Below are 21,839 nucleotides of genomic sequence, written 5' to 3'. Positions count from 1 at the left end.
GGCTCGCCTCAGGACGCGTCGTCGAGCACCTGGTAGCCGGCGTTGTACCCCGGGGTGAAGGTGATGCCCGGTCCGCCATGGCAGCCGGCGCCGGCGAGGTAGAGACCGTCGATCGGAATGGGTAGATCGAGGAAGCCGCGCGGTCCGGGTCGGTTGGGCCCCATCAGGTCTGGGTGCAAAAGCCCGTGGCAGAAGTCGCCGTCGGGCGCACCGAACATAGTGTTCATGTGGTAAGGCGCGAACGTGATGTGGCGTATCACGATGTCCTTGAAGTTCGGTGCCAACCTGGTGATCTTGTCGATAACCCGTTGCGCCATCTCATTTTTGAGGCGCCCGTGCTGACCGCGGTCGGATTCGACCGGAAACGCGTAGGCGAACGCGCTCGCCGCGTGCTTGCCCGGCGGCGCCATGGCGGGGTCGTGGACCGACGGGATCTGCATGCCCATCGACGGATCGTCCGGGACGATGCCCCGCCGGCAGTTCTCCCAGTGCAGCTGTTGGGATTCGGGCGACCCGAAGATGCCGATGGACTGTTGCATGCCGTCGTCGTTGAGAAACTCGTACGGTGGGGCGAATTCGGGCAGCCCGTCCAGGGCGAAGTGGATCTGCACGAACGAGGCGCGGTGGTCGCGGCCGGATACCCGCGAGACGAGCTCCGCGGGAACGTGTTCTGGTGCGATGAGGTCGGTGAGGGTGACATCGGGTGACAGGTTGGACACCACGATCGGCGCCGAAATCGTCGACCCGTCGCGCAGCCGCACGCCGGTCACCTTCTGCCGGTCGACGAGGATCTGCTCGGCCTTGGTGCGGAAGCGGATCTCGCCGCCGTGGGAGACGAAGAGCTCGCGTAGGTGCTCGGTGAGGGCGCCGATGCCGCCCTTGAGCTTGGTCATCATCGCGGTGCTGCCGTCGGGCACCGCCAGCGCGAACGCCAAACATGTTGCGCTGCCCGGTGTATACGGACCGCGGTAGGTCGAGTTGACGGCCAGGAACGCCAGCATCCCGCGCATGACCGCGTGCTTTTCCCGGTCGGGCAGATAGCGGTCGATCACGTCCATCGCCGAGCCGAAGAGCATGTCGTGAATGGCACGGCGTTCGGCGTCGTTGGTCGCGCAGGCATACATTTCGTCCAGGGTCTTCGGCCGTTGGCGGACGTCGAAGCGGCCGAGCGCCTTCGCCGGTGCCTGGCTCCACCCGATCAGTTCGGCCATGCCCGTGACGGCCTCGACTCCGTGTTTCTCGCCCAGATGCGTCATCAGTCGCATCGGGTCGCGATAGAAGATCATCGGCTCTTCGCCGTGGTCGCCGATGTTTGTCGACATCACCTCGGGCTCCACCGCCGGCAGCGTGTCGAGGCCGAGGTCTTTGGTGAGCTGGCTTGCCATCGGGAACTGCACCGACCCGGCGATCTCGTATCGGAAGCCGTCGATCAATTCGACCGTCGCGGCCATGCCGCCCGCATAAGTGTTGGCCTCCAGGCACACGGTGCGCAGTCCCGCGCGTTGCAGGATCGCCGCCGCGGTCAGCCCGTTGTGTCCCGCCCCCACCACGATCGCGTCGTAATGATTTGTGCTCATGGTTCTCGCCTCCGTCGGGTACCCGTGCAGAATATGTCAGTACTGACATAATTGGAAGATGTCAGTAGTGACCACTTCGGCTGGGATACCATCTCCCCTGAGATGACCGCCCCGGGCAACCGTCACGAACAACGACGACGATCGACGCATGAGGCCCTACGTCGCGCGGCGTTGAAGAGCTTCGCGCGCAAGGGCTTTGCGAATGTCACCGTCACCGAGTTGGCGCGCGAGGCCGGCGTCACCGAGCGCACCTTCTTCCGGCACTTCCCCACCAAGGAAGCCGTCCTTTTCCAGGATTACGAGACGCAGCTGGAATGGCTGGCCGAGGCGCTCGCGCAACGCCCGTCGTCGGAGTCGTTGTTCGATGCGGTGCTGGCGAGTGTTTCGGCGTTCCCGCACGACCTCGAGGTGGTTCGGCAGGCGGCGACGGCGCGCGCGGAGCTGATCAGCGCCGAGCGGATCGCGGGCCACCTGCGAGTGGTGCAGTCCTCGTTCGCCGGCGTGCTCGCCGACTTCGTCAGGAAGCGCAATCCGGATACGGCGGACATCGACCTGGCGGCCGAGGTCGCGGGTTCTGCGCTGGCCGCGGCCTTGGTTGCGGCAGTGGAGAATTGGGGCCGCAAGGGTTGTGCGGGCGACCTCGGCGCAGACGTGGCCGCAAGCCTGGATCTGGTGCGCTCCGGTCTGGCGCGGCTCGCCTGAGCGACCCTGCAGTTCCCGCGCGCTATTCCCCGCCTCGACAAAGCGGCGCGGCACGGCGTAGCGACCGCTTCGAAGACGCGAGTTCATGAGCGATGTGTCGCAGCACGCATCTCACGAGGGATTTCCGCGGGCCTACCGTCTGTTGGAGTAGACGTCGAGATCCACGATCCACTCCGGCGATGGAGGACACATGCCGCTGTTGTACATCGACCTGATCGGGGGCCGCTCTCCGTCGGAGGTTCGGGCGCTGCTGGACGCGATCCACGAGACGGTGGTCGAAGCGTTCGGTGTTCCCGAGCGTGATCGCTATCAGGTGGTCCGCACTCATCCGGCCCACGAGGTCATCGCGCTGGACACCGGTCTCGGCATCGACCGCTCGGCGCGGCAGGTCATCCTGCACGTGGTCAGCAGGCGACGTCCGCGCGAACTCAAGCAGAAGCTCTACGAACTGCTGGCGTCCCGCCTCGCCGACCGGTGCGGACTCGACCCGGCGGACTTGATCGTCTCGGTCACCGAAAACAACGATGAGGACTGGTCTTTCGGCCACGGCCGCGCACAGTTCCTCACCGGTGAGCTGAAGTGAGCGACACCGTGCCGTTGCGGACCCGCCTGACGGAATTCTTCGGTATCGAGCAGCCCGTCCTGCTCGCGCCGATGGCCCTGGTCTCCGGGGGTCGGCTCGCGGCGGCGGTGACCGGGGCGGGCGGCCTGGGCCTGCTCGGCGGGGGCTACGGCGATCCCGAATGGCTGCAGCGCGAATTCGACAACGCCGACAGCGCCCGGATCGGTTGCGGGTTCATCACCTGGAGCCTGGCGGGCAACCCGCGGGCGCTCGACATCGCGCTCGCCCACCAACCCGCGGCGATCATGTTGTCCTTCGGCGACTTACGGCCGTTCGCCGATCGCATCCACGCGGCCGGCGTCCCGCTCATCGCTCAGGTGCAAAACCTCGACCAGGCGCGCCGGGCCGTGGACGCCGGGGCGGAGGTCATCGTCGCGCAGGGCAGCGAAGCCGGCGGACATGGAATGAGCGGGCGGACGACGTTCACATTGGTGCCCGAGGTGGTCGATTTCGTGGCCGAACGCTCACCCGACACGCTGGTGGCGGCCGCCGGCGGCGTCGTCGACGGCCGCGGATTGGCGGCCGCGCTGGCGCTGGGCGCCGACGGCGCGGTCGTGGGTAGCAGGTTGTGGGCGTCGCCGGAGGCATTGGTGTCACCGCGTGCGCAGCGGCGGGCCGTCGCGGCCTGTGGCGACGACACCGTGCGCACCCGGGTCTATGACGTTGTGCGCCGCCTCGATTGGCCCGCCGGATACGACGCGCGGGCGCTGGGCAACGCGTTCCTCGCCACCTGGCACGGTCGCGAACCCGAGCTGACGGCCCAGCTACCCCAAGCGGTCGCCGACTACGAAAAAGCCGTTGCCGCAGAGGATTTCGATACCGCGGCGATCCTGACCGGCGAAGGCGTGGGACGCGTTCGCGACGTCCGTCCCGCCGCTGACATCGTCGCCGACATGGTCGCCGAGGCCGCACACATCCTCAATCGGCGGGCGAGGGCCTAGACAGCCGAGCTCGGGGTCTGGTTTGCTCAGCTCGACACCTCAATTTCACGTCGCGATGATGGGCCGCACCTTTAACCACCCCCGCCGACACATCTAAGGATCCCATGGACATCGCCACCGTCGACGAACTGCTGAGCACCACCCGGTCGGTGCGCAAACGGCTCGACCTCACCCGGCCGGTCGGCCGCGACGTGATCCTGGAGTGCATCCAGCTGGCGATGCAGGCGCCCACGGCGAGCAACACGCAGGACTGGCGCTGGCTGGTGATCACGGACCCCGACAAACGCGCGGCCATCGCCGAGATCTACCGCAGCATCGGCGCGCAGTACCTGGCGTACGCGGCCGACAACGCGACGGATCCGCAGACGCAGCGGGTGTACCGGAGCGCGATGAGCTTGACCGAAACGCTCGGGCAAGTCCCGGTGCACGTCATCCCCTGCCTTAACCAGCGCATCGACACCGCGGAACCGGGCATCGCTGCCGCGGCGTGGGCGTCGATCATCCCGGCCGGCTGGAGCTTTCTGCTGGCGCTCCGCTCGCGCGGGCTGGGATCGGTGTGGACGACGATGCACCTGTTCAAGGAGCGCGAGGTGGCCGAGCTGCTGGGCATCCCACCCACCGTCACGCAGGCCGCGCTGTTCCCCGTCGCGTACACGATCGGCACCGACTTCCGGCCGGCCGCACGCCCGCCGGCGGCGACCATCACGTTCTGGGATGGCTGGGGAGAAGGCTGATGCAGTCCTACACCGTGCGATTCCACATCGACGCTCCGCCGCGGAAGGTCTGGCGGGCGCTGCATCCGCCGGCCCCGCCGAACGCCCCGCGCCCCCGGGTGCTCGAGTGGCCGACCGGCAGCATGGAAATCCTCAACGAGGGCAACGAGGCCGGTGAGGGCCTGGTCCGCACGTGTGTCTTCGAAGTGCCCAAATACCTGCTCACCGGCGGCCGGGCGCGTTCCTGGGAAACCGTGACCGAAGCCGAGATCGACAAGCTGTCGCGTTACGTGGCCGTCGGCGCGCCGCTGTGGTCGCGCGCCGAGGGGTATCACCAGCTCGAGGAGCAGCCCGACGGCACCACCGTGCTGACGTTCCACGAGACGTATCGCGCCTACAACCCCGTGCTGCGCTTCCTCCTCGAACGCCCGGTCTACGCGAAGATCTCCCGTGACAACCTCGAGACGTACGAGCATGCGCTCGCCCGCGCGGGCCGGGTCCGGCGTCTCGTCTAGCCGTTCTTTGCTGCCGGGTTCATTTCACAACGGCATGAATTAGGTACTTGGCCCCGGTACCCTCGATTTCTATGGGTGGAGTAGCTACTGCGGCGCGACTGGCCGCCGCGGGTTTGATGGTCGCGGGGTTGGCCACTTCGACGGTCGTTGCCAGCGCCGATCCGGACGAGACACGGGGGCCCGCCCCGGGCCCGGCCGCGTCGCCAGCACCGGCACCAGCGCCTTCGGCGGCACCCGCACCGGCCGCGTCGCCGGCACCGGCACCGGCGCCTTCGGCAGCACCCGCACCGGCGGCGTCGCCCGGGGCTTCGCCGGCACCCGCCCCGCCGGGGCCGAAGACCAGCATCGACAAGGACGGCATTTACGCCGTGGGGACCGACATCGTCCCGGGCATCTACAGCTCCGGTGGCCCCGTCGGCAACGGCACGTGCTACTGGAAACGGACCGGCAACCCCGACGGCGCGCTCATTGACAACGCCATGACCAAGAAGGCGCAGGTCGTGCAGATCGACCCGGGTGACAAAGCCTTCAAGACCTCGGGCTGCCAACCCTGGCAGCTGACCCCGGACGCCGTTCCGCCGTCACAAACGCCGCCCGCGGGCGTGCAGGGCACGCTCGGCATCCTCAACGGTCTGTTGGGCGGAAACGCACAGCGGCCCCCGCAACCGTCGCCCGCTCCGCAAGCGCCCGCACCTGCACCGGCGCCGGCCTCACAAGCGCCGGCGGCCCCGCAAGCCCCGGCGGCCGCGCCCGCAACTCCGGTAGCCCCACAAGCCGCGCATTCCTGATCGGCCCGCCGGCGCCGTGGCCAGTACGCACCAGATCGTCGTGGTAGGGGCTGGCGTCAGCGGGTTGACGTCGGCCATCTGCCTGGCCGAGGCGGGCTGGCCGGTGCGGGTCTGGGCGGACACGATGCCCAAGCGAACGACTTCGGCGGTGGCGGGCGCCGTGTGGGCGCCCCCGCGGCCCGCGGAACGCGCCGGCGATACGCTGCGCTGGACCGAGCACTCTCTAGAGGTGTTCCGTGATCTCGCCCGCGATCCCGACTCGGGTGTGTTGCTGGCGCCGGCGCTGGCCGTCGGCGAGTTGATCGCGACCGAGGCGATGTCATCGGCGGCCGCGCTGATCCCCGACCTGCGGCCCGCCGACCCGGCCGACGTTCCGCCGGGTTTCGGCACCGGATTTCGCGCCACCGTGCCGATGATCGACATGCCGCACTACCTCGACTATCTGACCCGGCGGCTCGCGGCGGCCGGCTGCGAGATCGAAGAACACCCCGTTCGATCCCTGGCCGAGGCCGCCGACACCGCTGACATCGTCGTCAACTGCACTGGTCTCGCCGCGGGCGCGCTCATCGACGACCACACCGTGCGGCCGCTCTTCGGCCAGCACGTGGTGCTGACCAATCCCGGTCTGCAGCAACTGTTTCTGGAATTGAACGACGGCCCCGAGTGGACCTGTTTCTTCCCGCATCCACAACGGGTGGTGTGCGGCGGAATCAGCATCCCCGGTCGCTGGGACACGACCGCGGAACCCGACGTGACCGAACGCATCCTGCAGCGCTGCCGACGAATCGAGCCGCGACTCGGTGACGCCGAGGTGATCGAGGTCATCACCGGACTGCGCCCCGACCGTCCCTCGGTGCGCGTGGAGGCCGAACCGCTAGGGCGGGCGCGTTGCATCCACAACTACGGTCACAGCAGTAACGGCGTCACCCTGTCCTGGGGCTGCGCGCGCGACGTGGTGGCCCTGGCCGGCGGCCGCTGATCTCAGGCGCCGGTGCGGCGAATTATCAAGGACAGCAACCAACTGACGATCGACAAGACGATCGCCGCCCAGATGGCGGTCCACCAAAAGTGGTCGATCTGCAGCCCCCAGTGCGTGGTGTGCTCGGTGATCCACGCCGTGATCCAGAGCATCAGCGCATTGATGACGACATGGAACAGACCGAGCGTCACGATGTAGAGCGGGATCGACAGGATCTGGACGATCGGCTTGATGAATGCGTTGACCAGACCGAAGATCACGGCGACGACGAAGATGATGCCGACCCGTTCCAGCCTCGTGCTACCACCCACGAAACTCAGGCCGTGCACGAAAAGGGTGACGATCCACAACGCAAAGCCGGTCAGCGCGGCGCGCACCAAAAATGGGCCCATGCGCCTAGATCCTGCCATCCGGTCGGCCGGGAAGGTAAGCAAATCGGCGCGGGTGAATTCTGACCGGGTGACCGGCTGCGACCGTCGGTTCTCGCGCCTACACGCGGGCGCGGTTTCGGATATCGGAAACGGATATTGAATTCCCTTGTGTCACTGTGGTTTCTGTGGTCACATTGCGGGGTTTTGTGTCGGTGGGCCTCGATAGTTTGGCGGTATGGGTTCGGGCGGCGTCGTCGATCGGGACGCGATCAGCGCGGCCTTCGACGCGCTCGATGCCGCGATCGAGGGCGTGGCGGGGCTGAGTTTTGATGCGCTGGCTCCTCGGGAGTGCCTGGCGTTGTTGGAGCGCTGCGAAAGGGCGCGCCGCCGGCTGCCGGTGGCTGAGCATGCGTTGATCAATCACCTGGCCCGCCAAGCCAGCATCGAAGAACTCGGCGGCCCGCTGGATCAGGCGATCGCCGACCGGCTGCGGATCAGCCACACCGAGGCCGCCCGGCGGGTCAAAGACGCCGCCGATCTGGGCCCGCGCCACGGCCTGACCGGTGAACCCTTGCCCCCGGTGTTGGCGGCCACCGCCGCCGCCCAGGCCCGCGGTGAACTCGGCGCCGCCCATGTGGCGGTGATCCGCCGATTCTTTCGCCGCCTGCCCGGCTGGATCGACCCGGCCACCCGCGAACGCGTCGAGGCCGACCTGGCCGGTCACGCCGCCTATCACCGGCCCGACGAACTCGACGGCCTGGCCCACGTCCTGGAAGATTGCCTCAATCCCGACGGCCTCTTCACCGACGAGGACCGCGCCCGTAGCCGCGGGGTGACCCTAGGCAAACAACAGGCCGACGGCATGTCGGAGTTGCGGGGCCTGATCACCCCCGAACTACGCGCCACCTTCGAGGCCGTGGAAGCCAAACTCGGCGCCCCGGGCATGTGCAACCCGCTCGACGAGACCCCGTGTGTTGAAGGGGCGCCCAGCCAAGCCGCCATCGAGCGCGACTCCCGCTCGAAGGCTCAGCGCGGCCACGACGCCCTGCTGGCCGGGCTGCGCGCGCTGTTGGCCTCCGGGGAGTTGGGTCAGCACAACGGGTTACCGGCCTCCATCATCGTCACCACCACCCTGGCCGAGTTGGAGGCCGCCGCCGGGCGAGCCCTGACCGGCGGGGGCACCATCCTGCCGATGAGTGAGGTGATCCGCCTGGCCCGCCACGCCCATCACTACTTGGCGATCTTCGATAAGGGCAAGGCCCTGGCGCTGTATCACACCAACTTGTTAAATCCTTGCAGGCGATCGTGGTCTGCAGCCATGATCTCCGAGGTGGTGGCCGGTTGACTCGTATCACACCTGTCACCCGTGGTTGACTTTCGCTTGGCTTGTCGGCCGGTCACCGCCGTATATGCGCAGAGTGGCTGAAGAGAGGCCTGCGTAGCCGAAAGTTGGTGTGCCCTCCGCGCTTTCATCTCTAAACCGAGGCGAGGAGAGAAGTTTCGTGCCAGCGATATTGAAGACCCAGATGGTGATCGCAATCGATCCACACAAAGCGTCCTGGACTGCCGCAGCAGTGGACGCCTCGTCGCGGCCCGTAGCCGCCATTCGCGTACCGGTCAGCCGTGACGGCTACCGCGCATTGCGTCGTTTCGCCCGCCAGTGGCCCGACTCGACATGGGCGATCGAAGGCGCATCCGGTCTGGGCGCGCCACTGACAGCGTGGCTACGTACCGACGGAATCGACGTCGTCGATATACCTGCGAAACTAGCTGCGCGCGTGCGGACGCTGTCGACCGGCCACGGTCGCAAGAACGACGACGCGGACGCAGTAAGCGTGGGGATCGCCGCACTGAGCGCACGTTCGCTGACTTCTGTTGTGGTAGACGGCACCGTGATCGCCCTACGTGCGATCGTCGACCACCGCGACGACCTGGTCAAAACCCGCACCCAGACCGTCAACCGCCTGCACGTCGTGCTTGCCAATCTCATTCCTGGTGGTGCAAAACGTGATCTCACAGCCGAGCGGGCCGTCGAACTCCTTCGCAAGGTCCGTCCTCGCGATGCCGCCGGCAAAACCCTGCGCAGCCTCGCCGCCGACCTCATCACTGAGGTACGCCACCTGGACCGCCGAATCACCAAGGCGGCCGCCGACATCAAGACCGCCGTCAGCGCCTCTGGCACAACCCTCACCGAGTTGTGCGGCATCGGAGAATTGACCGCGGCCAAGATCCTCGCCCGAGTCGGCACCATCGATCGGTTCTGCTCCGCCGCGGCGTTCGCCAGCTACAACGGCACCGCCCCGATCGACGTGTCCTCCGGAGATGTCATCCGCCACCGGCTCTCTCGCGCCGGAGACCGCCAACTCAACTGCTGTCTACACATCATGGCCTTAACACAAATCCGGCAGGACACCCCAAGCAAGGCCTACTACTTGCGGAAACGAACCGGCGGTAAGAGTCACAAGGAAGCAATACGGTGCCTGAAACGACGCCTGTCTGACATCGTCTACCGCCAACTGCTCCGCGACGCGACAAGACGTAAGGCAGGCCCGGGAGGACAATCGGGGGCGGCTCTAATATCCAGCGCGGCCAGCTGAAACCCCGCACACTGACTCTTCGGACAAGCCACTTCCCGGACCTGCTAGCAGCCACCATACAACCGAACAATGGCACACCTCTTGACACAGAGAGGCGCCAAGCGGCTGGCTTCCCGGGACAACGAATCGTGTTGTACGCCAAGGACCGCGGCTGCACCGCCCCGGGCTGCACCGTGTCGGGCTACTACTGCGAAGTCCACCACACCACCGACTACAGCAAGTGTCACAGCACCGACATCAACCAGCTCACCTTCGCCTGCGGCCCGCATCACCGCATGCTCAACCCCGGCGGCTGGACCACCCGCAAAAACACCCGCGGCGACACCGAATGGAAACCCCCACCCCACCTCGAGCGCGGCCAACCCCGCACCAACACCTACCACCACCCCGAAAAACTCCTCCACCACGAACACGACGACGACGAAACCGACAATCCCGGCGCCGCATAACACTTTCACCATCGCCGCTAGCTCCGATGGCGCCGACCCGCCTCGCCCGGCTGCGCCGCGCTCGCGATCGCCGCTAGCTCCGATGGCGCCGACCCGCCTCGCCCGGCTGCGCCGCGCTCGCGATCGCCGCTAGCTCCGATGGCGCCGACCCGCCTCGCCCGGCTGCGCGGCGCTCGCGATCGCCGCTAGTTCAGGTTGTAGAAGCGCTGCGCGTTGCGCCCACCGATCTTCTCGCGGGCCTCCTCGCTGATATCGGCGCGAGTGCGCAGGTGCTTGGTGCTTTCCGGCCACTCGCCGTCCCAGTGCGGATAGTCGCTGGCGAACATGATGAAATCGGCGCCCAGCACGTCGATCACCCCGGGCAGAATCGGCTCCTCCGGTTCACACGTCACCCAGATGTTTCCGGAGGCCAGATACTCGTGCGGATCGCGACGCCAGCCGTGCTCCACCCAGTCGCCACGCTTCTCGTAATGCTCGTGCAGCCGATCGATAAAAAACGGAACCCAGCCCGCGCCCGCCTCGAGGAAGGCCACCCGCAACTCCGGATGACGCTCGAAGACGCCGCCGGAAACCATCGCGGTCATCGCCGTCATCTGGTCAAACGGAAAGCTGATGCAGTGCACCTGAATGTAATTCGTGAAACGGTCTACCCCGATCTTGGGCAGATGAATGCCGGGCGCCCCATGCACCCCCAGCGGCATCCCGAGTTCGACGGCGGCGGCATAGAACGGGTCGAGGTCGGGGTGGTCGAGGTTGCGTGTCTTGAGCGCCGGCGGCACCAAAGTCGCCACCAGCCCAAGGTCTTTGGCTTCGGTCATGACATCGATCGCCAGCCGGCCATGTTCTATCGGAGTCACCGCGACGCCGCGGAGCCGCCCGTTCGAAGCGGCGCAGTAATCGGCGATCCACTCGTTGTAGAGGCGAGCGAATCCGGCCGCGAATTCGGGATCCTCGAGACTCGGCGCGCACAGGCCAAGGCTGGGATAGAGCACCATCGTGTCGATGTGATCGCGGTCGGCGTCACCCAGCACGCCTTCGGCCGACCGGCAGTTGATATCGGCCGCGCTACTGATCCCGTGTTCGGGCGGGCAGCCCGCGCCCGGACCGCGGTCCTCGGGGTAGTTGCGTCCTTCGAGGGTCAACCCGAGCCGCCCATGCCTGCCGGGTCTGACGTGGTCCGGCCACCGCTTGATCGCTTCGACTGCCAGTGACGAATTTTCGGCGACATGGCCGTCGGCATCGATGATCCGCATGCATCCGGAACTTACTCCCGCACGACGGGCGGCGAAACAGGTCGCGCCGACGCGCTCGGTACGCCACGATGCTGACGTGACCACACAGAGCCCTCGACAGAAGCTGACCGCCGACCAGCGAAACTCCTTCATCGCCGCCCTCTTGGGCTGGACGATGGACGCCTTCGACTACTTCATCGTGGTGCTCGTCTACGCCGACATCGCAAAGACGTTCCACCACAGCAAGGCCGAGGTCGCGTTCGTCACCACCGCCACCCTGATCATGCGTCCCGTCGGCGCGTTGCTGTTCGGGCTGTGGGCCGACCGCGTCGGCCGGCGGCTCCCCCTGATGGTCGACGTCATGTTCTACTCCGTGGTCGGGTTCCTGTGCGCGTTCGCACCCAACTTCACGGTGCTCGTGATCCTGCGCCTGCTGTACGGCATCGGCATGGGCGGGGAATGGGGGCTCGGTGCCGCGCTGGCCATGGAGAAGGTTCCGGTCCAGCGACGCGGATTTTTCTCCGGGCTGCTGCAGGAGGGTTACGCGTTCGGCTACCTGCTGGCCAGCGTGGCCGCCCTGGTGGTGATGGATTGGCTCGAGCTCTCGTGGCGCTGGTTGTTCGGCCTGAGCATCGTTCCCGCACTGATCAGCTTGATCATTCGCTACCGGGTGGAGGAATCCGAGGTGTGGGAGGCCGCCCAAGACCGGATGAGGCTCACCAGCACCAGAATCCGCGACGTGCTGCGCAGCGGCGCGATCATCCGGCGCTTCATCTACCTGGCGTTGCTGATGACGGCCTTCAACTGGATGAGCCACGGCACGCAGGACGTCTACCCCACCTTCCTCGGCGCGCACGCCAACCAAGGCGCCGGGTTGTCGAGCACGACGGTCAGGTGGATCGTGGTGGCCTACAACGTCGGCGCCATCATCGGAGGGCTCGTCTTCGGAACGCTGTCGCAACGACTGAGCAGGCGCTACACGGTCGTCTTCTGTGCGGTTCTGGCGCTGCCGATCGTGCCGCTGTTCGCATACTCACGCGGCGCGGCCATGCTGTGCCTGGGCTCGTTCTTGATGCAGCTCTTCGTGCAGGGCGCGTGGGGCGTGATTCCCGCCCACCTCACGGAGATGTCGCCGGACGCCATCCGCGGCCTCTACCCCGGTGTGACCTACCAACTCGGAAACCTGTTGGCGGCGTTCAACTTACCGATTCAGGAACGTCTCGCCGAATCCCATGGCTACCCGTTCGCCTTGGCGGCCACGATCGTGCCGGTGCTGGCCGCGGTGGTGGTCCTGACGCTGATCGGAAAGGACGCGACGGGAATCCGCTTCGGCACGACGGAAAGTTCTTTTCTCGCAACGGAAGCGACGTAAAGCTAGTCGGCGTCGGCCAGCAGGCGCCGCAGCAGGTGCATGGCCACCGTCGTCGAGCGTTCCCGGATATCGGACCGGTTGCCCGGAAGGCGCAGGGTGCGAGTGTCCGTGCGACCGCCCGCCACCTTCACGCTGAAGCAGACCGTCCCGACCGGCTTGTCTTCCGTGCCCCCGCCCGGTCCGGCGATCCCGGTGATCGCGACCGCGGTGTCGGCGCCGAAGCGTTGCAGCGCGCCCGCGGCCATGGCCTCGGCCACCGGCTCCGATACCGCGCCATGCGCTTCGATCAGCGCCGGGTCGACGCCGAGCACCTCCGCTTTCGCCTCGTTCGAGTAGGACACCACCCCGCCGGCCACGTAGTCCGACGATCCGGGCCGATCGGTCAGCCGCGCCGCCAGCAGTCCCGCGGTGCACGACTCCGCCGTCGCGATCCGGTGCCCGGTGAGAAGCTGCGCGACCAGATCGTCGACACGCGAGCCGTCTTCGGAGTACAGCTGATGCCCGTGCCTCTCGCGCAGCAGCTTCGTCAGTTGCGTGTACGCGTCGGCGGAGTCCGGCTCGTAGCGGGTGACCATTTCGATCTCCCCGCGCCGCAGGCAGGTGGTGATCTCGAGGCGGTCGAAGCCGGGCACGGTCTTTTCGGCGTCGCGCAGCGTCTCGGCCAGCCCCGACTCGGGCAGCCCGAACATCCGCAGCATCTCCTGCCGATAAATGGTCCGGCCGGCGATCGCGTCCTGCGCCGCCGGTGTCTGGATGGCCGTGTGCCACATCGGCTGCAGCTCGCGCGGGGGTCCCGGGAGCACGATCACCGCGGGCTTGCCCGGCACCACGACACCCGGTGCGGTGCCGACCGGATCGAGCACCTGCGCCCCGGCCGGGACCATGGCCTGCTTGCGGTTGGCGGCGCGCAGCGACTCGAAAGTGCCGGGGTCCAAGGCGGATTGGAACGCGGGATTGCGCCCCATCAGCTTCTTGAGGATGTTCGCGATCTTCTCTTCGACCTCGGCATCCAACACCAGCTCGCGCCCGCAGAAGCGCGCCACCACCTCGACGGTCATGTCGTCGGCCGTGGGCCCCAGGCCGCCGCTGGTGACGATCAGGTCCACGCCTTGATCGGCGAGAAACCGCAGCTGGGCTTCGATGTCGGCGGGCCGGTCGCCGCAGATCGTGATGTGCGCGAGCTCGACGCCCAGCTCCAGGAGGCGATCGGCGATCCAGGGGCCGTTGGCGTCTTGGACGCGTCCGGTGAGGACCTCGGTTCCGGTGACAACGATGCCTGCACGTGCGCTCACCGCCATGAGCCTACGCATGGGCCTGCGGGACAATGAGCCGATGATCGAGTTAGAGGTGCTTGCGGCCGACGTGACCAAGCTCGACGTGGACGCGATCGCCAACGCCGCCAACACGCAGCTGCGGCACGGTGGCGGCGTCGCCGCGGCCATCTCGCGCGCGGGCGGGCCCGACGTGCAGCGCGAATCGACCGAGAAGGCGCCGATCGGGCTCGGCGAAGCGATCGAGACCACCGCCGGCGACATGCCCGCGCGCTACGTCATCCACGCGGCGACCATGGAACTCGGTGGGCCGACCTCGGCCGAGATCATCGGCGCCGCCACGGCTTCGACATTGCGCAAGGCCGACGAGCTCGGCTGCCGCACGCTGGGGCTGGTGGCCTTCGGCACCGGTGTCGGCGGGTTCCCGCTCGACCAGGCCGCCCGGCTGATGGTCGACACCGTCCGGCGGCACCAGCCGGACTCGCTGCGCAAGGTGGTGTTCGCCGTGCACGGCGACGCGGCGGAGCAAGCGTTTCGGGCCGCGCTGCGGGCCTAGCTCTCGGAAAGGTAGCGCTCGACGGAGGCAACCTTCTGCGTCATCGCGTCGCTGGCCCCGGTGCGCCAATCGGCCTTGATCACCGTGCTCACCCGCGGCGCCCGGGCCGCCACGGCCTCGACGGCGCGCTGCACCACCGCCATGACCTGCTCCCACGTGTCGCCCTCGATCACCGTGAACATCGAGTCGGTCTTGTTGGGCAGGCCGGACTCGCGAACCACCCGAACCGCCTCGGCGACGATCTCGCCGACACCCTCGCCCACCCCCATCGGGGTGACGGAAAACGCGACGAGCACGGACACCCTGTCGAGCGTACCCACCCCCGCCCCGGCCGGTCTGGCACCATCGAGGCCCATGCGGGTGTTGGTGCAACGGGTCTCGTCGGCGACGGTGACGGTCGACGGCGCGGTGGTGGGAGCGATCCGGCCGGATGGCCAGGGGCTGTTGGCATTCGTCGGCGTCACCCACACCGACGATCGCGACAAGGCCCGCCGGCTCGCCGAAAAGCTCTGGAACCTAAGGATTCTCGCCGAGGAGCGGTCCGCGGCCGACGCAAGAGCCCCCATCCTGGTCATCAGTCAGTTCACCCTGTACGCCGACACCGCCAAGGGCCGCCGCCCGTCGTGGAATGCGGCCGCCCCCGGGCCGGTGGCCGAGCCGCTGGTGGCGGAGTTCGCCGCGACGCTGCAGCGGCTGGGCGCCGAGGTACAGACCGGGGTGTTCGGCGCGAACATGCAGGTCGAGTTGGTCAACGACGGCCCGGTCACGGTGCTGCTCGAACTCTGAAGGGTACGTTGGCCCCGTGGGCACGACACCTGAATTCGGATCGCTCCGCTCCGACGACGACAACTGGGACATCGTCAGCAGCGTCGGCTACACCGCGCTGCTCGTGGCGGGATGGCGTGCCCTGCACGCCGTGGGCCCGCAGCCGCTGGTGCGCGACGAATACGCGAAGGTCTTCATCGCCGCCTCGCGGGACCCGTATCTGGCGGGGGTGCTTGCGAACCCGGGCAGCACCGAGGACGAGACGGCCTTTCCGCGGCTGTATGGCGTGCAGACCCGGTTCTTCGACGACTTCTTCGTCGGCGCCGGCCAGGCGGGCATACGCCAGGCGGTGATCGTCGCCGCCGGCCTGGATTCGCGGGCGTTCCGCCTTGAATGGCCCGACGGCACAAGGGTCTTCGAGGTCGACTTGCCGAAGGTCCTCGAGTTCAAGACGCGTGTGCTCGACGAGCAGGGTGCCGCGCCGAAGGCGAACCGGATCGAGGTCGCCGCCGATCTGCGCACCGACTGGTCGCGGCCCTTGGAGGCGGCCGGGTTCGATGTCGAGAGCCCGAGCGCCTGGTCGGTGGAGGGGTTGCTGCCCTACCTGACCGACGAGGCGCAACACGCGCTGTTCACCCGGATCAGCGGGCTCAGCGCGCCGGGCAGCCGGATCGCGATCGGCGCGCTGGGGTCGCGGCTGGACCATGACCAGCTCCACGCCTTGGAGGCGGATCACCCGGGGGTCAACGTGTCGGGCAACGTTGACTTTTCGGCTCTGACGTACGAACCGCAGTCCGATCCCGCAGAGTGGCTGACCGCGCACGGGTGGGCCGTCGAACCCGTCCGCAACACGCTCGATTTGCAAGCCGGTTACGGCATGACCCCGCCGGAGGTCGACGTCAAGATCGACAGTTTCATGCGGTCCCAATACATCACCGTCACCCGGTGAAGGCCTAGGGCTGCAGCAGGATCTTCACATCGTCGCCGGAGCGCGATTCCGCGGTCGCATAGCCCTTGGCCGCGTCGTCCAAAGGCATTGTCGTGGTGAAGATGCCGTCGACATCGAGGCGGCCGGACTGCAGCAGCGGGATCAATTCCGGCCAGGTTCGCTGCACCGGCGCGGTGGTCATCCGCAACGTGATGCTGCGGATCAGGCAGCCCAGCGCGTTGAGCGGAAACGGATTCATGTCGTGCACACCGACGACCGAGACGGTTCCGCCCGCCCGGACGGCGTTGAGCGCCTCGGTCAGGGATGCGTCGGTGGCGACGGCGTCGATCACCGCATCGACGCCGCGGCCGCCGGTGGCGGCAAGGATCTCCTCGAGCGCCGGCGCCTTGACGGGTGTCGCCCCCCACCGCGCGGCGCGCTGTAACCGGCCGTCGACCTGATCGACGGCGAAAACAGTTGCCGCGCCCTGAAAAAGCGCGCTGCGCAGCGAGCACAGGCCGACCGCTCCGAGGCCGATCACCGCCACGGTCCCGCCGAACGGAATGTCGGCGCGCTGCGCCGCGGCCCAGCCGGTGGCGAGATTGTCGGTGAGTAGCAGCGCCTGCTCGGTGCTGATGCCCTCGGGCATCTTCAGGAGCTGGAAATCGGCGGCGGGCACCGCGAGCAGATCGGCCTGCGCGCCACCGAGCACTCCGCCGCCGAAGATCTGAAAGCCGGAGTGGCACATGACCGGATCGCGGGTGGCGCACCCCGCGCACGCGCCGCAGCCGGCGACCGACGACACCATGACCTGATCGCCGACCTTGACGTTGCGCACCTGCGGCCCGGCGTCCACCACCGTGCCGATGGCTTCGTGGCCGAGGGCGATGGGATCGGGCATCGGGAAGTCGGCCTCGTAGAAGTGCAGATCCGAGCCGCAGATTCCGGCGGCGGTCACCTCGACGATCGCTCCGTCCGGGCCCGGCAGCGTTGGGTCGGGGCGGGTGTCGACCCGGATGCTGCGGGGCCCATCGACGACTACCGTGCGCATATCGGTGTGCTCACTTCCCTTGTCGCGCTTGATCTTTCTGGCGCACTACAAATTGTGACCAGTCTGGTTCACGCACCGCCGACCAGTACTCGTTGAGGCGCCACGGGCTGACGGTGTGAATCTCGCCGTCGGCGTTCTTGAAATACGAGTGCTTGACCGCCGGGTGTGACCACACCATCTTCTTGATCTGGGTCTGCGTCCGCCGGTGCCAGTCCGTAGCGGCGTCAAGTTTCGGCTCGACCGAATGCACATCGGCCTCGGCCAGGCGCGCCAGGCATTGGTCGATGTAGCGCATCTGCAGTTCGGACTGGAAGATCAGGCTGCCCCCGTGGGCCAGGTGGGTTCCGGGCCCGTAGACGATGAAGAAGTTCGGGAACTGCGGGACGGTGATCCCGAGGTAGGCATACGGCCTGCTCCCCCACATCTTGTGCAGGTCGACGCCGTTGCGGCCGGTGATCTTCAGCGGCCACAGCACGTCGGTGTGCCGGAACCCCGTTGCGTAGACGATGACGTCGACGTCGTGCGCCACTCCGTCTTCGGTGACGATGCCCTGCGGCGTGATCCGGTCGATCGGTGTGCGCACCAACTCGACGTTGTCGCGCTGCAGCGTTCTCAGCCAGCTGCCGTTGTCCTGCAGCGTGCGCTTGCCGCAGGCGGGATAGTCCGGCAACACCTTGGCCAACAACGGCGAGTCTTCGCCGACCTGGCTGGTGATCCACTGGGAGAACATCATGTGCGCGCCGGCGTTGATGTCGCTGACGGCGTGGTCCTGATCGGCGTAGTTCGGGTCGCCCTCGGCGGCGTCGAGGCCCTTGTCCGAGCCGGGCCATAGCACCAGGAAGCGATACCACCGACCGTAGAACGGCAGGTGGCGCATCGCCCAGCGCACACCGTCGCCGACCTCGTCGTGATACATCGGGTTCGGGAACATCCACTGCGCGGTCCGCTGGAACACCGTCAGGCGCTCGACCTCCTCGGCGATGGCGGGCGCGATCTGGAACCCGCTGGCGCCTGCGCCGACGAGCGCGACCCGCTTGCCTTTGAGGTCCACCGAGTGATCCCAGGCCGCCGAGTGAAACGACGGGCCCCGGAAAGTCTGTGCTCCGGCGAATTCGGGAATGTTGGGCCTGTTCAGCTGGCCCACCGCCGTGATGAGCGCGCGTGCGCGCAGGGTCGACCTGCGGCCGTCGGCCGATCGCAGCGACACGGTCCAGGTGCCGTCGTCGTCGTCCCATTCGGCCGCGAGAACCTCGGTCTGCCAACGTATCCGGTCGGCCAGGTCGTGTTCGTCGATGACCTTGGTGAAATAGTCCTGCAGCTCGTTTTGCTCGGCGAAGAAATGGGTCCAGTCGTTGTTGGGTTCGAAGCTGTAGCAATAGAAATGGTTCGCGACGTCGACACGGGCGCCGGGATAGCGGTTCTCCCACCATGTTCCGCCCGGGCCGGCGTTCTTCTCGACGATGGTGAACGGAATGTTGGCCTGCTTGAGGCGCACGCCGGCAAGGATGCCGGATTCGCCGCACCCGACGACCAGAACCGGAAGCTGCGCCGCGCGCTCTGCCGGCAACGCGGCCGGCCGCCGGGGGTCGACCCCGGCGAGGTCCAGTTCTTCGGAAACCAGGGACAGATAGTCGTCGGGAACGTGCTCACACGCCGCCCAATCCATCATTTCCCTGATGAGCTCCGGGCTCAGCGGCGCCGGTTCGGGGCAGCCGCGATCCCGATACTCGGTGATCACCGTCAGCGCCTCGGCGCGGGCCCGCGCCTTGTCCTCCTCCGACATGAACCCCTGGACCTCGTTGAGGAAGATGCCCATCTGCTTGTAGTCGCGGATGAATCGGGGGTCGCCGGTGATGTGGACGAGGGAGAGCAGCAGCGTCGGGATGCTGACATCCTCTAGGGCGGCGGCGATCTCGGGCGTAGACGTGGTGAAGGGATCGCCGGCGTAGCGGCTGCGCATCAAGCCGATCCTCTCGGTGGTTTGGAAGCCAATTACGCTACGCGTAGTTTCGTAATTGGCAGCACTACGCTACCCGGTCGCTCGGTGCGGGATCAAGGGATCAAAGGCGGTGGCAGGCCGAACGGCGTCGCGGCCCGCTCGGCGGCGACGGCCCGTAGTGATGGGGCGCAGTTCAGGACCCGCTGGCCACGTCAGTGACGTCCGTACTAAACTAGAACACGTTCCAATTCGGCGAGCATCCCAGGAGTTGTAATGCACACCCCTATTTGCGACGAACTCGGCATCGAGTTCCCGATCTTCGCCTTTACCCACTGCCGCGACGTCGTCGTGGCGGTCAGCAAGGCCGGGGGGTTCGGCGTGCTCGGGGCCGTCGGCTTCACGCCTGAGCAGCTCGAGATCGAGCTCAACTGGATCGACGAGAACATCGGCGACCACCCCTACGGCGTCGACATCGTCATCCCCAACAAGTACGAGGGCATGGACTCACACCTGTCCGCGGAGGAGCTGGCCGAGACGCTGCGCAAGATGGTGCCCCAGGAGCACCTTGACTTCGGGAAGAAGATCCTCGCCGACCACGGCGTGCCGGTCGAGGACAGCGACGGCGACACCCTGCAGCTGCTCGGCTGGACCGAGGCGACGGCCACACCCCAGGTCGAGGTGGCGCTCAAGCACCCGAAGGTGAAGATGATCGCCAACGCGCTGGGCACCCCGCCGGCCGACATGATCAAGCACATCCACGAGGCCGGACTCAAGGTGGCCGCGCTGTGCGGCTCCCCCTCGCAGGCCCGCAAGCACGCGGACGCGGGCGTCGACATCATCATCGCGCAGGGCGGCGAGGCCGGCGGGCACTGCGGCGAGGTGGGCTCGATCGTGCTGTGGCCGCAGGTCGTCAAGGAGGTCGCCCCGGTTCCGGTGCTGGCCGCCGGCGGCATCGGCAGCGGCGAGCAGATCGCGGCCGCGCTGGCGCTGGGCGCACAGGGCGCGTGGACCGGATCGCAGTGGCTGATGGTCGAGGAATCCTCGAACACCCCGGTCCAGCAGGAGGCCTACGTCAAGGCGGGCAGCCGCGACACCGTCCGCAGCCGGTCGTTCACCGGCAAGCCGGCCCGCATGCTGCGCAACGACTGGACCGAGGCGTGGGAGGCCCCGGAGAACCCGAAGCCCCTCGGAATGCCGTTGCAATACATGGTGTCCGGCATGGCGGTTCGTGCCACGAACAGGTACCCGAACGAATCCGTGGATGTCGCGTTCAACCCGGTCGGTCAGGTCGTCGGGCAGTTCACCAAGGTGGAGAAGACGTCGACGGTCATCGAGCGCTGGGTGCAGGAGTACCTGGAAGCGACCAACAGGCTCGACGAGCTCAACGAGGCCGCCTCCGTCTGACGGCGGGGCTTGCCCGGCCGGCGGGGCTAGATGTCGTCAACGTCCTGCCGGCCGGTGAACACTTCCTTCGTCCGGTCCAGGGCGTACGTGCCGATGTCGATGGAATTCTGAACGATTCCGCTGGCACCGCCGGCGAGGTCACCCCGGATGATGTCGCTGGCGTGCTCGACGATGTCGGAGGCTTTCTCGACGGCGTTGGTCGCGATGTCCCTCGCCGCGTCGACCGCATCTTTGGGATTGAAGGCCACTCGAGTCTCCTTTGTCGCAGGTTCGTTGCCCTGAACTCTAGACGGGACGAGGCCCCATTTCTCGGCGGCGGTGGGCTTCAGTAGTGCACGAGGGTGCGCCAGTAGTCTTCGGGAATTTCGGCCCCCGAGCGCAGTATTCGGGCCAGACCGATGGCCATCGCGATGCCCAGCAGCCCCAACCACAGCCCTGCCACCGCGATGACGCCCCACAGCACGGCGGTGACCGCGGGCCACGGCGAAAACACGGCCAGCACGGGCGCGAAGAAGAATCCGGTGCCGATGTACCACGCCGACCCGGCGCGATCCGAGGCCAGGACGAAACGCAGCCAGCGGGGCACGGGCGACGCGCCTTGCTCACCACGCTTCATCGTCGTGCCGATCAGTCGGAGGGCGGGAAAAACCCTGCGCCGGTAAACCATCCGGGCTGCCATCCCTGCTCCCCCAGGCACAGCATGGGAAGCCCGTCCGGAGTCTGCGCCGCCGCCTGCGAGCCCGGGCATTTCGCGCCGGTCTGCTGGACCCCGTAGAGCGGATAGGAAGCGACCCAGTACCCGGTAGTGGCCGCCGGGAACTGGTTCGGCGGCGGGAAGTGACAGGCCTCGGCCTGGCCGCTGGGCCCTCGTCCGAAGATGAAGCGCTCGTAGTTGTCGCACGGGGCGCCCAGCGAAGCTTGATAATTCATGCCCGGGACGTCGCCGTCGTAATGCGGGTCGGCGGCCGCGCACGGCGCCATGCCGATCGTGATGCCCGCTATCGAAGCGGCGCTCAGCAATTCCCGAATCATGTTCCACCCCGCCTGTCGTCGCCGGTGACCTGCAC

General features: G+C 67.4%; 22 protein-coding genes and 3 pseudogenes. 15 read left to right on the top strand and 10 right to left on the bottom strand.

Annotation, left to right across the window (positions count from 1 at the left end; all coding sequences use genetic code 11):
- Positions 1–8 precede the first annotated feature (8 nt).
- Positions 9–1,577 carry a phytoene desaturase family protein gene (locus tag QGN30_RS14985; RefSeq protein WP_014384709.1) on the bottom strand — a complete coding sequence of 523 codons (1,569 nt, stop codon included), beginning with the start codon at positions 1,575–1,577 and terminating at the stop codon, positions 9–11.
- A gap of 102 nt (positions 1,578–1,679) precedes the next feature.
- Here QGN30_RS14985 and QGN30_RS14980 point away from each other — a divergent pair, with 102 nt between their 5' ends.
- The 7 genes and pseudogenes from QGN30_RS14980 to QGN30_RS14950 all read left to right on the top strand — a co-directional run bounded on the left by QGN30_RS14980 (position 1,680) and on the right by QGN30_RS14950 (position 6,837).
- Complete coding sequence (locus QGN30_RS14980; RefSeq protein WP_008256801.1) at positions 1,680–2,279, top strand: TetR/AcrR family transcriptional regulator; 600 nt, start codon at positions 1,680–1,682, stop codon at positions 2,277–2,279.
- 190 nt (positions 2,280–2,469) lie between these two features.
- Positions 2,470–2,862 carry a tautomerase family protein gene (locus QGN30_RS14975; RefSeq protein WP_225346575.1) on the top strand — a complete coding sequence of 131 codons (393 nt, stop codon included), beginning with the start codon at positions 2,470–2,472 and terminating at the stop codon, positions 2,860–2,862.
- A gap of 8 nt (positions 2,863–2,870) precedes the next feature.
- A complete protein-coding gene (locus QGN30_RS14970) occupies positions 2,871–3,842 on the top strand; it encodes an NAD(P)H-dependent flavin oxidoreductase (protein ID WP_197748743.1) in 972 nt (323 codons plus the stop codon).
- A 104-nt stretch (positions 3,843–3,946) separates the two neighbouring features.
- Positions 3,947–4,576 carry a nitroreductase family protein gene (locus QGN30_RS14965; protein ID WP_009955986.1) on the top strand — a complete coding sequence of 210 codons (630 nt, stop codon included), beginning with the start codon at positions 3,947–3,949 and terminating at the stop codon, positions 4,574–4,576.
- Positions 4,576–5,070 carry an SRPBCC family protein gene (locus tag QGN30_RS14960; protein ID WP_009955988.1) on the top strand — a complete coding sequence of 165 codons (495 nt, stop codon included), beginning with the start codon at positions 4,576–4,578 and terminating at the stop codon, positions 5,068–5,070. Before QGN30_RS14965 ends, QGN30_RS14960 begins: the two co-directional genes overlap by 1 nt.
- A 98-nt stretch (positions 5,071–5,168) precedes the next feature.
- Positions 5,169–5,738: pseudogene (locus tag QGN30_RS14955) on the top strand (hypothetical protein); the annotation flags it as partial.
- Positions 5,739–5,874: 136 nt separating this feature from the next.
- The gene (locus QGN30_RS14950; protein ID WP_014384712.1) at positions 5,875–6,837 is read left to right on the top strand and encodes an FAD-dependent oxidoreductase; all 963 of its coding nucleotides are present in this window, start codon (positions 5,875–5,877) and stop codon (positions 6,835–6,837) included.
- A gap of 2 nt (positions 6,838–6,839) precedes the next feature.
- Here the strand turns inward: QGN30_RS14950 and QGN30_RS14945 are convergent, their stop codons facing one another.
- Positions 6,840–7,229, bottom strand: a complete 390-nt coding sequence (locus QGN30_RS14945) for a phage holin family protein (RefSeq protein WP_008256813.1) — start codon at positions 7,227–7,229, stop codon at positions 6,840–6,842.
- Between the two features lie 214 nt (positions 7,230–7,443).
- Here QGN30_RS14945 and QGN30_RS14940 point away from each other — a divergent pair.
- The 3 genes and pseudogenes from QGN30_RS14940 to QGN30_RS14930 form a co-directional block, all read left to right on the top strand.
- Positions 7,444–8,496, top strand: a pseudogene (locus QGN30_RS14940) (13E12 repeat family protein); the annotation flags it as partial.
- Positions 8,497–8,734: 238 nt separating this feature from the next.
- The gene (locus QGN30_RS14935; RefSeq protein ID WP_042792078.1) at positions 8,735–9,805 is read left to right on the top strand and encodes an IS110 family transposase; all 1,071 of its coding nucleotides are present in this window, start codon (positions 8,735–8,737) and stop codon (positions 9,803–9,805) included.
- 113 nt (positions 9,806–9,918) lie between these two features.
- Positions 9,919–10,254: pseudogene (locus QGN30_RS14930) on the top strand (HNH endonuclease signature motif containing protein); the annotation flags it as partial.
- 185 nt (positions 10,255–10,439) lie between these two features.
- On the opposite strand, the gene QGN30_RS14925 reads toward QGN30_RS14930, so the two are convergent.
- A complete protein-coding gene (locus tag QGN30_RS14925; protein ID WP_038536352.1) occupies positions 10,440–11,507 on the bottom strand; it encodes an amidohydrolase family protein in 1,068 nt (355 codons plus the stop codon).
- Between the two features lie 154 nt (positions 11,508–11,661).
- Here QGN30_RS14925 and QGN30_RS14920 point away from each other — a divergent pair, with 154 nt between their 5' ends.
- Complete coding sequence (locus tag QGN30_RS14920) at positions 11,662–12,858, top strand: MFS transporter (RefSeq protein WP_407937426.1); 1,197 nt, start codon at positions 11,662–11,664, stop codon at positions 12,856–12,858.
- Positions 12,859–12,860: 2 nt separating this feature from the next.
- Here QGN30_RS14920 and QGN30_RS14915 read toward each other — a convergent pair whose 3' ends face one another.
- Positions 12,861–14,156 (bottom strand): competence/damage-inducible protein A, encoded by a 1,296-nt coding sequence (locus QGN30_RS14915; protein ID WP_038536354.1) that lies wholly within the window; start codon positions 14,154–14,156, stop codon positions 12,861–12,863.
- A gap of 34 nt (positions 14,157–14,190) precedes the next feature.
- On the opposite strand from QGN30_RS14915, the gene QGN30_RS14910 reads away from it, so the two are divergent.
- A complete protein-coding gene (locus QGN30_RS14910) occupies positions 14,191–14,685 on the top strand; it encodes a macro domain-containing protein (RefSeq protein WP_179293464.1) in 495 nt (164 codons plus the stop codon).
- On the opposite strand, the gene QGN30_RS14905 is transcribed toward QGN30_RS14910, so the two are convergent.
- Positions 14,682–14,987 (bottom strand): MTH1187 family thiamine-binding protein, encoded by a 306-nt coding sequence (locus QGN30_RS14905; protein ID WP_014382583.1) that lies wholly within the window; start codon positions 14,985–14,987, stop codon positions 14,682–14,684. The two genes, QGN30_RS14910 and QGN30_RS14905, sit on opposite strands and share 4 nt — an antisense overlap.
- Positions 14,988–15,039: 52 nt before the next feature.
- On the opposite strand from QGN30_RS14905, the gene dtd reads away from it, so the two are divergent.
- Together dtd and QGN30_RS14895 are read left to right on the top strand one after the other, a co-directional pair.
- Entirely contained in the window at positions 15,040–15,471 is a 432-nt protein-coding gene (dtd, locus tag QGN30_RS14900; RefSeq protein ID WP_009956813.1) for a D-aminoacyl-tRNA deacylase, read from the top strand.
- A 16-nt stretch (positions 15,472–15,487) separates the two neighbouring features.
- Positions 15,488–16,399, top strand: coding sequence for a class I SAM-dependent methyltransferase (locus QGN30_RS14895; RefSeq protein WP_248923091.1), 912 nt, complete (start codon positions 15,488–15,490; stop codon positions 16,397–16,399).
- 4 nt (positions 16,400–16,403) lie between these two features.
- Here QGN30_RS14895 and QGN30_RS14890 read toward each other — a convergent pair whose 3' ends face one another.
- Entirely contained in the window at positions 16,404–17,429 is a 1,026-nt protein-coding gene (locus QGN30_RS14890; RefSeq protein WP_038536361.1) for an alcohol dehydrogenase catalytic domain-containing protein, read from the bottom strand.
- A 10-nt stretch (positions 17,430–17,439) separates the two neighbouring features.
- A complete protein-coding gene (locus QGN30_RS14885; protein WP_038536363.1) occupies positions 17,440–19,389 on the bottom strand; it encodes a flavin-containing monooxygenase in 1,950 nt (649 codons plus the stop codon).
- A 252-nt stretch (positions 19,390–19,641) separates the two neighbouring features.
- Here QGN30_RS14885 and QGN30_RS14880 point away from each other — a divergent pair, with 252 nt between their 5' ends.
- A complete protein-coding gene (locus QGN30_RS14880; protein ID WP_008256833.1) occupies positions 19,642–20,772 on the top strand; it encodes a nitronate monooxygenase in 1,131 nt (376 codons plus the stop codon).
- 26 nt (positions 20,773–20,798) lie between these two features.
- Here the strand turns inward: QGN30_RS14880 and QGN30_RS14875 are convergent, their stop codons facing one another.
- From QGN30_RS14875 to QGN30_RS14865, 3 genes are all read right to left on the bottom strand, one after another.
- Positions 20,799–21,020, bottom strand: a complete 222-nt coding sequence (locus QGN30_RS14875; RefSeq protein ID WP_038536367.1) for an Rv1893 family protein — start codon at positions 21,018–21,020, stop codon at positions 20,799–20,801.
- A 77-nt stretch (positions 21,021–21,097) separates the two neighbouring features.
- On the bottom strand, positions 21,098–21,388 hold the full coding sequence (locus QGN30_RS14870; protein ID WP_008256835.1) for a hypothetical protein: 291 nt from the start codon (positions 21,386–21,388) through the stop codon (positions 21,098–21,100).
- Between the two features lie 11 nt (positions 21,389–21,399).
- The gene (locus QGN30_RS14865) at positions 21,400–21,804 is read right to left on the bottom strand and encodes a hypothetical protein (RefSeq protein WP_008256836.1); all 405 of its coding nucleotides are present in this window, start codon (positions 21,802–21,804) and stop codon (positions 21,400–21,402) included.
- Positions 21,805–21,839: the final 35 nt, after the last annotated feature.

Source organism: Mycobacterium sp. 3-98 (assembly GCF_035918355.1).
GTDB lineage: Bacteria > Actinomycetota > Actinomycetes > Mycobacteriales > Mycobacteriaceae > Mycobacterium > Mycobacterium intracellulare.
This window is presented reverse-complemented; position numbering and strand designations above follow the sequence as displayed.